This window comes from Paucibacter sp. DJ2R-2, assembly GCF_025717675.1.
GTDB lineage: Bacteria > Pseudomonadota > Gammaproteobacteria > Burkholderiales > Burkholderiaceae_C > Paucibacter_A.
Map to the genome: position 1 here is coordinate 252,932 of NZ_JAJIRT010000006.1, position 12,707 is coordinate 265,638.

Consider the following 12,707-nt stretch of genomic DNA (forward strand, 5'->3'; position numbering starts at 1 on the left):
GCCTGCATGAGCGCGCCGCACGCCGTATTCCTGGATGCCCCTCATAGCGCTGACCAGCGCTATGCCCTGCTTCACCGGCCTGTGGGTCCGCTTCGCGGTCGCGTGCTTTACCTGCCGCCTTTCGCCGAGGAAATGAACAAAAGCCGGCGCATGGCAGCCCTGCAAGCGCGGGCGCTGGCCGTAGCCGGCTATGCCGTGCTGCAACTGGATCTGCAAGGCTGCGGCGACAGCGACGGCGACTTTGCCGATGCGTCCTGGCAGGGCTGGATCCAGGACTGCCTGCTCGGCCTCGACTACCTGAATGCCCAGGTCGGCTCTGATGCGCCCCTGACCCTCTGGGGCCTGCGCGCCGGCTGCCTTCTCGCCCCTGCGGTGGCCGAAGCACTGAGTGAACCTTGCCATTACTTGTTCTGGCAACCCAGCACCCAGGGCAAGCTGGTGCTTCAGCAGTTCATTCGCTTGAAAACCGCTGCCGCCATGATGGACGGTCAGCAAAAAGGCATGGCCGAGCAAGTGCGCCAAGCCTTGGCTCACGGTGAATGCGTAGAAATCGCCGGTTATCGCTTGCCTCCCGCACTGGCCCAGGGCCTGGAGGCCGCCAGCCTCAAACCGCCGCAGCGCAAAGGCAATGACGAAGCGCATCTGGCCTGGATCGAAATCTCACGTACGGCGCCAGAGTTGAGCCCCGCTTCGCAAACCATGAGCCAGCAATGGGCGAACGCGGGCTACCGCCTGCAAAGCGCTGTGGTGGCAGGCCCCGCGTTCTGGCAGACGACGGAAATCGAAGACGCGCCGGATCTGCCGCCCATCACGCTGGAGCTGATGGCATGAATGCGGTGACGACTAGCGCTTACCGCCAGCAGTCCTTGAACTTTAGTTGCGAGGGTCAGACCCTCCAGGCCGTGCTGACGCTGCCGAGCGCCCCCGCAACATCGCCGGGCGATCTGGGTGTGCTGGTGGTGGTGGGTGGCCCGCAGTACCGCGCCGGCAGCCACCGCCAGTTCACCTTGCTGGCTCGTGAGTTGGCGCGCCAGGGCTTTCCGGTGCTGCGTTTTGACCACCGTGGCATGGGCGACAGCAGCGGACCCTTGCACGATTTCAAGCAGATCACACCCGACATCGGCACCGCCATTGAAGCCTTCCAAAGCGCCCACCCCGGCCTCCGCCGCGTGGTCATCTGGGGCTTGTGCGATGCGGCTTCAGCGGCGCTGATGTTCTGGCAGCGCAGCCGCGACCCACGCATCGCGGGCCTGTGCCTGCTCAACCCCTGGGTTCGTTCCGAAGCCAGTCTCGCCAAGGCCACCGTCAAGCATTACTACCTGGACCGCCTCAAGCAGCCGGAGTTCTGGAAAAAGCTGCTCAGCGGACGGGTTGCCGGCGCAGCGCTGCGCGACCTGATGGGCAATTTGCGCCGCGCTCGCGGGGCTGGCGCCGGCACACGCGCCGCAGCTGCGATGAACTTCCAGCAAGAAATGGCGCTCGCCTGGGCGCAACTGAAGGCCCCGCTGCTGCTGATCTTGAGCGGACGGGACCTGACCGCCAAGGAATTTCTGGAGCATGCGCAGGCCGACGCGGCTTGGCAGGCCTTGCTGCAGGCCCCACATGTGACGCGAACCGACTTCCCGGATGCCGACCACACGTTTTCGAACGCGCAGGCGCGCGATCAAGTGGCCCAAGCGACCGCCGCCTGGCTGCGTCAGCACCTCAGCTCGCCAGCGCCGCGGGATACGGCTCCGTCATGAGCCGCGCGCCCGTGCCTGGCTTGCGTCGTTTGCGCTTCGACGCCAGCCCTTGCAATTTCCCGCGTGCGGCCGTGCCTATGCTGGCGCCGGTTGATCGCCGCCAACTCAGCCTCCTGCGCCGAGATGGTGTGACGCTGGATACCACGCGCACACAGGTCTTTCTGCGCGGCCGCTACGGGCTGCATGAAGCGTTTCGCCGCGCAGGGCTCGGGCCCGGCAAACGGCTGTTTGTTCCGAGCTATCACTGCCCCACCATGGCAGACCCAGGCTTGCGGCTCGGTGCGGACATCGTTCTCTATCCGCTGAAGGATGATTTGACCGTCGATGTGCAGGCACTGCAGCGGCTTCTCCAGGCCGAGCCGCAAAGCGGCGATTGCCTGCTGCTGACCCACTTCTTCGGCATTGCGCAGCCTGTGGCGATCATCAAGGAGCTTCAGGCCCTGTGCGCAGCGCACCAGCTCCGTCTGATCGAAGACTGCTCGCACTGCCTGGCGCTCGGGCTGAGCAGCTTGCCCGAGGGCATTGGCTCGCATGGCGACTTTGCCGTGTCCAGCCCTTACAAATTCATTCCCGTGCCTGAGATGGGTTTGCTCTGGTCCAAGCACGGTGGGACGCTGGACGCTTCCGACACCCCGCCTGCCACAGGGCGCCAAGGCTGGCGCCAGGCTGCAACCCTGATGCGAGGATGGGCGGCTCAACCGGGCCAAGCGCCCGCCTGGAAAGCGCCAAACACCAAGTCCGCAACCAGCGCCGCCCCCGCGCGCGAGTGGGAGGAGGACTGCGTGGGCATTTCCTCGCATTACCTGCCCAGCGAAGAGGGTCGCTATCGTCTGCCCATTTCGAATTTCATCCTCGAGCGCACGCCGCTGAAGCTCGTCACCGAACGCCGACGCGAGAACTTCCAGCGCTGGCTGTCACTGTGCAAGGGTCTGCCTCAACTGCAGCCCCTGCACGCAACACTGCCAGATGCCTGTGTGCCCTATATGTTCCCCGTGCTGCTGGACGCTCCCAGCACGCACTTCGCGGTACTGAAGGATGCCGGTCTGCCGATCTGGCGCTGGGACGATGAGCTGGCCTCTCCATGCGACACCGCCAGCCGCTACCGTCTGGGGCTGCTGCACCTGCCCTGCCATCAAGGCTTGAGTGAGAGTCAATGGCAATGGATGGAGCGGACACTGCACGCCTGCTTGAACGGCGCAGGACTGAGCCACGCGGGAGCCGTCGCGTGAGCGGCGTTTGGAGCTGCCATGCACTGCAACGTGGCCTCGGCGAGTTCAGTGCGGAATGGGATGAGCTGAACAGTCGCAGCTTCCGCGCACATCCCATGCTCTGGAGTGGATTCGTCAATCAACTGCTGCGCCATTTCGCCAACGGCAGCGAGTTGCTCTGCGTGCGCCGCCTTGAGGGCAAGGCCGACGCCATGCTGGTGCTGCGGAGACGCGATTTCGGCACCTGGGCCACCTTCCTGCCGAGCCAGGCGCAAATCGCCCCGGCCCTGCTGCCTGACCTGGCCGCCGCTCAAGACCTGTTGCGCCATCTGCCCTCGCCGGCCTGGGCGCTGGATCTGATGTGCATCGACACGGGTTTCACGCAAACTGGTGGACTCGAGGCCACGCCGCGGGCGGCCAGCCGCACGCTGGAGCATGCACGAACCATTGCCATTCCCATGACAGGCAGCTTTGAGAGCTACTGGGCCAGCCGGCACAAAAAACTGACCAGCAATATGCGGCGTTATGAACGCCGCATGCAGGAAGAAGGGCTGCAGCCCGAGTTCCGGGTCGTGGACCAGGCACTCGAGATTGATGCAGCCGTGCTTCGCTATGCCGCATTGGAATCGCGCGGCTGGAAAGGCAGCACTGGAACGGCCTTGACTGCCGACAACGAGCAGGGACACTTCTACCGGGACATCATGCGCGAATTCGCCCAGCTGGGCAAAGCGCTGGTGTTCGAGATGTGGCTGGGGGCCGAGATGGTCGCCTCCCGCCTGGTGATTCTGCGCAACGAATCGGTGGTTTTTCTCAAAACCACCTATGCAGAGGCTTATGCCAAACTGGCACCGGGAAGGATACTGCTGATGTTTGTCATTAGGAACCTGCACCAACGCTACCCGGGCCGACGCATTGAGTTCTACACCAATGCCGACCAGGACCTATTGTCCTGGGGCAGCGAGACTCGTCTGATCCTGCATTTCAGCCTGTATCGCCACGCCTTGATGGCTCGAACCTTCAGCGCCGCACGCCGAGCCCGGCGTTTCTTCACACCCGCCTTGCTCGACCCGACCATGCCTCAAGCAGATGACGCCTTGGAGCTCTACAAACAGCCGGGCGAGTTTCCCGAAGACGTCAAAGCCTTGATGGCCCAAGCCGAGCGGAGATCAGCACAGTTCAGCTCGGACTGGTACCAAGTCCTGCTTGACACGGTCATGACCGCCGACGACCACCCCGGCTTTTACGTGCTGCGGCGCCAAGGCAAGCCCCTGATCGTGCTGCCGGTTCGCATGGAGATGGACCGCGCGCCCCACCATGGGCGCCTGGTAGCGCTGGGCAACTACTACACCGCGCTGTACGCTCCGGCCCTGGCCCCAGAGACCCAGGTTGCCGATATCACGCAGATGTTTCGGCTGATCCTGGCCCAGCGCCCCGAGACCTATGCCCTCTACTTTGCGCCGCTGGATCATGATTCCGACGCCTACCGCATGCTGGGCGAAGGCATGCGCCAGGCCGGCCTGAAGACCCACCCCTACTTCTGCTTCGGCAACTGGTTTCAGACCATCACCATTGGTGGCGAGGCCTTTGTCGACCAGCTGAGCACCAGCTTGCGCGGCACGGTCCGCCGTATGCGTAAAAAGCTGCTGCAAGAACAGGGTCGGCTGGAAGTGATCTGCGACCCGGCCGATCTGGAGCGCGGTCTTGAGGCCTTTGCTTCCGTTTACGCGCGCAGCTGGAAAAAGCCCGAACCCTACCCCGACTTCATCCCCAACCTGATGCGCAAATGCGCGCAACGTGGCTGGCTGCGCTTGGGCCTGGCCTGGCATGGCGACACACCCATCGCCGCCCAACTCTGGCTCTCGTCACATGGCCGGGCCGACATCTACAAGGTGGCCTACGACGAAGAGTACAAACGCTTCGCCCCCGGCAGCGTCCTGACGGCCGAAGTGATGAAGCATGTGATCGACATCGATCAAGTGAAGGAAGTGGACTACCTGATCGGCGACGATCCCTACAAAAAGCGCTGGCTCAGCCAACGCCGCGAACGCTGGGGCTGGGTGGCTTACAACCCCAGGACCTTGCCCGGCCTGCGCCTCCATGTGCGAGATCGACTGGCCGAGATCTTCAGACCGGCGGCAGCGCGCCTGAGCCAAGCCTTGCAAAGACTGCGCAAATCACCGGAAAGCGGTGAAGCACAAGCCCCGAACGTCGCGGACAATGCCTGACATGCAAGACATACTTTCCGCCAGTGCCGCCGCCCCTCGCTCATTTCTGCTCCACCGCGCCCTGCTGGTGGTGGCCGCCTTGTGTCTGGCTCTGGTCGGCCCCGCGCGCGGGGCCGAGCAAGGGAACTTCACCGCCGGGGAAATCTCCCTGCTGCCAGACTTCTGCCAGGATCGCCTGAACTACCCGGTCTACTCCTTTTCTCACCCCAAATGGGCGTACTGGGGCGCTCGCATGGGCGAGACCTTCAAGCATGTTCACCACTACTGCTGGGCCCTGGTCAGCCTGCGACGCGCCAGCATGGCGCCCAACAAGGAGAAGCGCAGACACTTGGTGACCACGGCCATCAATGACTTGGAGTACGTGATCAACAACGCCTCGGCCGATTTCCGACTGAAGCCGGAGGTCTACGCCCGCATCGGCGACGCCGCCTTGCAGCTGGAAGACTTCAGCAAAGCCTTTGATGCCTACGACAACGCCCGCCAGATCAAGCCTGGCTACGCGCCGGCCTACACCGGCTGGGCCGACGTACTCTTCAAGGCTGGGCAGCGAGACGCCGCCCGGGAATTGATTGAAGAGGGTTTGCGCCATGCTCCCGACTCCCCCGAACTGCGCAGCGCCTTCCGGCGTTTCGGAGGCGATCCGTCTAAGGTGGTTCCGTATACACCGCCCGCATCGACCTCGGCAAACGCTGAGACGAATGCCCTGGCGGCCGGTGCCTCTGCACCCAGTGCGCCGGCCAGCGCCGCCGTCAACAGCCGCTAAACCCGGCCCCACCCGCCCCTTGACCTTGTTTGCGTCCGAGATGCCCCCGTCCTCATGACCACTGTCCGCCGTTCCCTGGCCTATTCCCTGGCCGACAACTATCTGGGCGTGGTGCTGCAACTGCTGAGTACCCTGGTCATTTCCCGACTGCTGAACCCGACCGAGATCGGCATCTTTGCCGTGGCGGCCGTGCTATCCAGCCTCGCTTCAACCTTCCGGGATTTTGGGGTCGCCGAGTATCTGATCCAGGAAAAGGAACTGACCGACGACAAGATCCGGGCCTCGCTAGCGGCCAATATCGGCGTGTCCTGGATGATGGCGGCCCTGCTCTTCTTCGGCAGCAGCTGGATCGGTGAGTTCTACCGCCAGGACGGTGTGACGAATGTGCTGCGTGTGCTGTCACTGAACTTCCTGCTCGTGCCCTTCGGCGCGGTCACCATGGCCTGCTTCCGGCGGGATATGAACTACCGGCCGATCTTTCTGGTCAACATCAGCGCCAACATCGTCGGCTTTGTGGTTGTGATGGCCTGCGCCTTGGGCGGGTTGGGCTATATGAGCATGGCCTGGTCTTCCCTGGCTTCCATCGTCTGGACCGTTGTCTTGGCCAACTTCATGCGTCCGGCCAGCATGCCGCGCTGGCCAGGACTCAAAGGCATCGGCGAGGTCATCCGTTTCGGCAAGCAGGCCACCGGCATCTACCTGTTTTCGCAGGCCGGACGCAGCGCGCCCGAGGCCGTGATCGGTCGTGTGCTGGACATGGCCGCCGTGGCTTTTTACAGCCGGGCCAATGGCTTGATGGAGATTTTCAACCGGACAGTGTTGCGCGCCGTCATGCCGATCTGCCTGCCTTATTTCGCACGTGCTGCACGGGCCGGGGAAGATGCCAAGACCGGCTACATCAAGGCCCTGGCCCTGTTGACCGGCATCGGCTGGCCCTTCTTCCTGTTCATCGGTCTGCTTGCCTACTCGGCGATCCGCATCCTCTACGGCTCGCAGTGGCTGGACAGCGTGCCCTTGGCCCAGATCCTCTGCTTGGTTGCAGCAGCCGAATTGCCCTACTACCTGGCCGGCGAAATGCTGATCGCGCAAGGCCGCATCGATCTGGCGACCAAGCTGCAGTTCGCCACGCAGTGCTTCCGCCTGCTGGCCTTGGCCTTGGTCATTCCTTTCGGCCTGGTGGGTGCTTGCTGGGGCCTCTTGCTGGCGGCCCTGGGCACGGGAGCCCTGTCCCACGCCTTGCTGCACAAGGTGGTGGACTTCCGCCTGCAGCATTTGTTCGCTGCCTGCCGCAGCAGCGGGGTGGTTGCGGTGCTGAGCTTCATTCCCGCCTGGCTGCTGCTGCAGTTCGTGCCGCTCAATGCGGACAATTTCGTGCGCATGTTGATGGCAGCCGCGGCCCTGTCCATCCCGGTCTGGCTGCTGGCCATCAAGGCGCTCCAACACCCCTTGTGGCTGGAGTTCAGTTCGCTGGGCTCGGCGCTGGTTCAAAAAATCAAACAGCGAAAGCGTACGGCATGAGTTCCACGCCTTCTGCTCCGGCACCCAGCGCTGCGATGCGCCTGGATCAGGTCGATGCCCTGCGGGGCTTGGCAGCCTTGGCCGTCGTTCTTTTTCACTACACCACCCAGCACCAGAAACTGTTCGCGCCAGCCAGCAGCGCAAGTTTCGCCGTACCCTGGGGTCATCTGGGTGTGAACCTTTTTTTCATCATCAGCGGCTTCGTGATCTTCATGACGCTGGACCGTTGCCGGCAGCCCATGGATTTCGTGGTCTCGCGCTTCAGCCGGCTGTTCCCGTCCTACTGGCTGGCGATTGCCCTGACCTTCACGGTGGTCAGCATCTTCGGCTTGCCGGGCAAGGAAGTCAGCGCGTGGCAGGCTGCGGCCAATCTGCTGATGCTCCACGGCTTTGCGCACATTCCGCATGTGGACGGTGTCTACTGGACGCTGGAAGTGGAGATGTTGTTCTACATCGCCATGTTCACGCTGTACCGGGTCGGGTGCCTGTCGGCCGTGCACCGCGCCATCGCAGCGCTGCTGTCGATCAAGCTGATTTATCTCGCCTGCGCGCAGTTCCTGGGCGTGGACCTGCCCTGGATCTTGCACCGAACCTTGTTCTTGAGCACGGCGCCTTGGTTCGCACTGGGCATTTGTGTCCGCCAACTCACCCAGCTTTCGGCTGATCCCCAGGCATCCACATCCGCCCTGCGACGCCGCATCATCGGCTCGGTGCTGCTGGCTTTGGTCACCATTGGCTGGGGCGAGGGTTGGTCAATGACGCTGCTGGCAGCAGCCCTTGCGACCGTGGTGTATGCCGCCGCCATGGGCCGATTGCCACCGCTGCGGCTCAAGCTGCTGGGCTGGCTGGGGGCCATTTCCTACCCGCTGTATTTGCTGCACGAGAACATCGGCTGGGTCTTGATGAACCAACTGCAGGCGCGTGGCCTGTCCACTGATCTGAGCATCGCGGTGGCCCTAGTTTTCAGTCTTACTCTGGCCCACCTTGTGACACAGATCGTCGAACGCCCGGCCATGGCGGCCATACGGCGCATCTGGGCGCAACGGCAAGGCTTGCAGCGCAAGCCCCTCCATTCCGCTTGAATGCGCCGGTGAACAAGTTGGCGGACCGCAGCAGTGAGGCGCCCCGCGGGCGCCGTACCAAGCACTGGGTGGCCCTGTTCTTGCTGGCCACCCTGCTGAGCGCCCTCGCCGTCTTGCAAGGCCTGCAACTGCGCCAACAGTTTCGGCGCGATGCCTGGCTGCGGCTAGAGCTGGCACAACGGGTTCAGCCCGCCCCGACCAACGCCCGCTGCAGCCCCGAGCGAGCAACGGGCGAGCCGCTCAGGCTCCTGATCCTGGGCCAATCCAACGCAGGCAATCACGGCCCACGTTATCCCGACGCCGACGCAGGGCCACCACTGCAGATGCAAATGGGCGACCAGTGCATTCTTGCCCACGACCCCTTGCCTGGCGCCAGCGGAGAAGGCGGCAGCATCTGGAGTCGTTTGCCAGCAAGGCTGACCGAAGCGCAGGGGGGATCCGGCTCGCAGCGCTCACCACAGATTGCCCTGCTGGCCGTGCAATCGACCACCTTGGACGACTGGAGCCGCCCCAGCAGTCCCTTGAACCAGGCACTGCAGCAAAAACTGAGGTCGCTGCGCGCCGCGACCTGGGTGCCGGATCTGGTGCTGTGGCAGCAAGGTGAGGCCGATGCCCTGACCGGCACGTCAGCCGACGATTACATCCGCGGCTGGACACGGTTGCTCGGGCAGTTGCAGGCCGCGGGCGTGCAAGCCCCGGTGCTGTTGGCTCGCTCGACCCACTGCCAGCGCGATGCAGCCCATGGCGACACCACAAAGCGGCTGACAGCGCAAGCCGGGGTGATTCGTGAGGCAATACAGGCCCTGACACAGCAGCAGCCCCAGTTGCGCCTGGGCCCGGACACCGACACCTTGGTGGAACCAACGCAGCGCCGCGACGGCTGCCATTTCTCAGGCCAAGGCCTGGACGCAGCCGCCCGGCTCTGGAGTGAGTCCATCGCCGCCACGCTCCAGCCGGCGCACCCCTGAATGGCAGCGCCTGGCAGCACAGGCCTTACGCACGTTTGAAAGAGACACCGATGCAAACCCGTCTGCCGCGCCGAAGCTTTCTCCAATCCATGGTTGGTGTGGGTGGTGTCTCCGCTTTGGCCGCCTGCGGAGGCGGAGGCGGGGTGGATCCGGCACCGAGCCCTGCCCCTGCACCCTCACCTGCGCCGCCACCGCCACCACCAGCGCCCGCCCTCAAACTGCAGGGCCAGGTCTGGACCCCCAACCGGGACGCGAGCGGACAGGTGCTGAACAGCGATTGGTCCCAGCTGCCAACCATGCGCTGGCTCTTTGTGGCCGATCTGGTGATGGACAGCGTCATCGAACGGCCGCGCTACCCCAAACCCAAAGCCAGCACCGGTGACGGCAGTCCCAACATCATTGCCGCCTGGGGCGGTGCAGCCTGGGATCACCAAAATCAGGTGATGTACATCAGCGGCGGCGGGCACGGCGACGCACATGAATGCGAAACCGGCATCTATGCCCTCAACGCGGCGCAGCTGCAGTTCAAGCGGGTGGTGGATCGCGCCCCGTTGGACATGGTGCAAAGCTGGGACTATGCCCAGGGCAAGATCGTGCCCCAATCCATGGCCAACTCTAGCAATATGCCTTTGCGTCATGGCGTTCCGGCATCGATCCATACCTATGATGGACTGGTCTGGATTCCTCCTGGCCTGCCGGGCGCTGGGTCTGTCGCTGGCGGCTTGTTCTACCCGGGCAATGCCCGCTCCATCGTCAACCTCGACCGGGCGCAATACGCCACCGCCCATTGGTTCAACCCGCTCAAGGACAGCGCCAACTGGTCCTACTGCACCGCATTTCTGGATGGCAGCGCCATCTACGGGCCGCACGACAGCTTCGCGCATTTCAAGTTCGACCTGAATGCCACGGAGGCCACCGACTGGAGCCCGCAGAGCCTCGGTCAACTCAAGTTCAACGCCTTCAGCTCCAGCACGGCCTTGCCCTATGCCAACCGCGCCTGGACCCTGCTGCGAGAACGCCGCGAACAAGTCTCCCTGTTCGGCAACGCCACCGGCATCCGCGTGCGCCATGGTCAAGCCCTGGATGCCAAGGCCAACAACTGGACGAGCTACCACGACCGCCTGAGCCTGAGTTCAAGCGACGGCGCCCACCTGGACTTCAACCCCACATCCCTGGCCGATGACGGCGTGCTGGCCAACGCGGGCATGCACTACGACCCTGCGCGCAGCTGTTTGTGGGTGCAAAGCAATGCCGAGAATGGCCCGCTCTACCGCATTGACGGTCTGGATGGCAACAACTGGCGGGTGAGCAAACAGCTCGGGCCCGCCGCCCTGCTGGGTCACCCGCATGGCACCTGGGGGCGTTTCCGATTGGCGCGCTTGGGTGGCGCCGACGTGGCCTTGCGCCTGAGCAGCACCACCGATCCCGTGCAGGTGCTTCGGCTGGCTTGAGCTGGCGAGGCAATATCGATCGCTGCGCCAGCCTAAGAGCCGGCGCCGCTGAGCATCAGGCGCTGCGCGGGCCGATGTACTCGCGCGCGATCACAACCGAATTCATGCGGAAGTGCATGTCGGCAGCCGCAGCCTCAGTTCCACCGTGGTACCAGTCCAGCCAGAAGCCCTGGATGCCCATCTCAGGGTGACGCCGCCAGCGCAGATCCTTGCGCTCCCAGGCCAGCACGCCGTCGACCCAGACGCGATACTCGCCGTCGCGATTGGCCACCCCGTTGCCGAACGCATCAAAGGGACCGCTGATGGTGTTCATGACGATCTCGTGCTCGATCGAGAACCAGCGCTCCTTGCTGAGCACCACACCGGGCCAATAGCAATCCTCGCCAAAGGCTGAGGCTTGATCGAGGTGGTACATGTAGTTGGCCATGGTGAACAAGCCGTCGTAGGGGTTGCCATCCTTGCTGGCCATGCCCCCGAGGCCGCGCATGGAGCAGCCTTCATAGGTCCAGCCGCCGGTGCTCGAATTTGCCACCTTGCGGCCCGTTCCAGGTGAGCCCCCATTGCCTGTGGTGGACTGCCAATAGCCGGACCCGGTGGTATTCCACCAACCAAAGCGACCATCCCAACCCGGCATCTTGTTGGCCTGCAGCGTGGACCCCCAGTCTTGCTCCAGGTAGACCATGTAGCGAGCGAACAGGCGCGTTTCCACCACGTTCGGCACGCCCTTCGCGCCCCCAATCACAACATTGCGCTGCAAATCGCCGCCCTTGAGCATGCCCTTGGCAATCACGCCGCGCACATAGGTGCCCGTGGTGCGCGACTCCTGCACCTGGCTGAACCCGGGGGACATGTCGCCCGCCTGCCAGCGCGTGCGATCGATGACCGAAAAGTCGCTGGCGAACAGAACCGAGGTGTGCTTTTCGATGCCTTGGTCACCCGGGTACTTGCCGGCGATGCCCGCCTGAGCGGTACCGTTGCCACCGCCGATGCGAAAGGTCGGCGGATTCAACTCAAAAGCGTAAATGCTGCCGGGATATTTCAGTTCCAAGCAATGCATTTTGAGCGTGGCCTTGCTGACCTGGCCCTTCACCGAACTCAAATCAAACTGAACCGCGGCAAACCAATTGGTCTTGGATACCTCGAACTTGCTGCGAGTGTTCTTGCTCGCTGTGGACGAAGGGCTCCAGGCAGCATTGCAAACACAGGGCAAGACGAAGGTGCCGGTATCGGTGACAACCTCGAGCACAGGTTTCAAACTGGCGTCTGAATAATCTCGCCCCGCAAAATAAAAAGACCAATCCTGGTTGGTGCGCAAATAGAAGCCGCGATTCACACCCTGAGAAACCCAGCGCTTGACCAAGGCCGCCACATCCAGGTTCACCCAACCGACCGCCACGCTCGCCGTGGCATAGGGCTCGGCGCCCTGCGCCACTTGCTTGGCATCGAGCCAGTCGCCCACCCGGAAATTCAGCCACCCCAGCTTGAGCCGCTCGCTCCAGTAGCTGTTGTTGGGGCCGCTTCCACCATCGTAGGAGAGGAACTGTGGCAACTCACCCGGTGCGGGCGCCGGTGTTGGCGCCGGTGTCGGCGCAGGAGTTGGGGCAGGAGACGGTGCAGGCGTCGGCGCGGGTGCGGGGTTCGGAGACGGCGCCGGGCTTGGCGCAGGGATGGGCGCCGGAGCCGGAGCGGGTGCGGGCTTGGGGACCACGTCCGTCCCGCCGCCTTCGCCCCCACCACCACCGCCGCAAGC

The 12,707-nt window shown here is 63.8% G+C and carries 10 protein-coding genes; 9 read left to right on the forward strand and 1 reads right to left on the reverse strand.

Annotated elements, in window-relative coordinates; all coding sequences use genetic code 11:
- Window positions 1–6 precede the first annotated feature (6 nt).
- The 9 genes from LNV28_RS16050 to LNV28_RS16090 all read left to right on the forward strand — a co-directional run bounded on the left by LNV28_RS16050 (window position 7) and on the right by LNV28_RS16090 (window position 10,957).
- Window positions 7–831 (forward strand): hydrolase 2, exosortase A system-associated, encoded by an 825-nt coding sequence (locus LNV28_RS16050; protein ID WP_263517377.1) that lies wholly within the window; start codon window positions 7–9, stop codon window positions 829–831.
- Complete coding sequence (locus LNV28_RS16055) at window positions 828–1,742, forward strand: hydrolase 1, exosortase A system-associated (RefSeq protein WP_263517378.1); 915 nt, start codon at window positions 828–830, stop codon at window positions 1,740–1,742. Before LNV28_RS16050 ends, LNV28_RS16055 begins: the two co-directional genes overlap by 4 nt.
- On the forward strand, window positions 1,739–2,971 hold the full coding sequence (locus LNV28_RS16060; RefSeq protein ID WP_263517379.1) for a DegT/DnrJ/EryC1/StrS family aminotransferase: 1,233 nt from the start codon (window positions 1,739–1,741) through the stop codon (window positions 2,969–2,971). The genes LNV28_RS16055 and LNV28_RS16060 overlap by 4 nt, the downstream gene beginning before the upstream one ends.
- Window positions 2,968–5,175 (forward strand): GNAT family N-acetyltransferase, encoded by a 2,208-nt coding sequence (locus LNV28_RS16065; protein WP_263517380.1) that lies wholly within the window; start codon window positions 2,968–2,970, stop codon window positions 5,173–5,175. The genes LNV28_RS16060 and LNV28_RS16065 overlap by 4 nt, the downstream gene beginning before the upstream one ends.
- 1 nt (window position 5,176) lies before the next feature.
- Window positions 5,177–5,938: a tetratricopeptide repeat protein gene (locus tag LNV28_RS16070; RefSeq protein ID WP_263517381.1), complete on the forward strand. Its 762-nt coding sequence runs from the start codon at window positions 5,177–5,179 to the stop codon at window positions 5,936–5,938.
- 54 nt (window positions 5,939–5,992) lie between these two features.
- The gene (locus LNV28_RS16075; RefSeq protein WP_263517382.1) at window positions 5,993–7,456 is read left to right on the forward strand and encodes a lipopolysaccharide biosynthesis protein; all 1,464 of its coding nucleotides are present in this window, start codon (window positions 5,993–5,995) and stop codon (window positions 7,454–7,456) included.
- Window positions 7,453–8,538: an acyltransferase family protein gene (locus LNV28_RS16080; RefSeq protein ID WP_263517383.1), complete on the forward strand. Its 1,086-nt coding sequence runs from the start codon at window positions 7,453–7,455 to the stop codon at window positions 8,536–8,538. The genes LNV28_RS16075 and LNV28_RS16080 overlap by 4 nt, the downstream gene beginning before the upstream one ends.
- Window positions 8,539–8,546: 8 nt before the next feature.
- On the forward strand, window positions 8,547–9,506 hold the full coding sequence (locus LNV28_RS16085; protein WP_263517384.1) for a sialate O-acetylesterase: 960 nt from the start codon (window positions 8,547–8,549) through the stop codon (window positions 9,504–9,506).
- 296 nt (window positions 9,507–9,802) lie between these two features.
- Window positions 9,803–10,957, forward strand: coding sequence for a hypothetical protein (locus LNV28_RS16090; RefSeq protein WP_263517385.1), 1,155 nt, complete (start codon window positions 9,803–9,805; stop codon window positions 10,955–10,957).
- Between the two features lie 55 nt (window positions 10,958–11,012).
- Here the strand turns inward: LNV28_RS16090 and LNV28_RS16095 are convergent, their stop codons facing one another.
- On the reverse strand, window positions 11,013–12,506 hold the full coding sequence (locus LNV28_RS16095) for a hypothetical protein (protein ID WP_263517386.1): 1,494 nt from the start codon (window positions 12,504–12,506) through the stop codon (window positions 11,013–11,015).
- Window positions 12,507–12,707 lie beyond the last annotated feature (201 nt).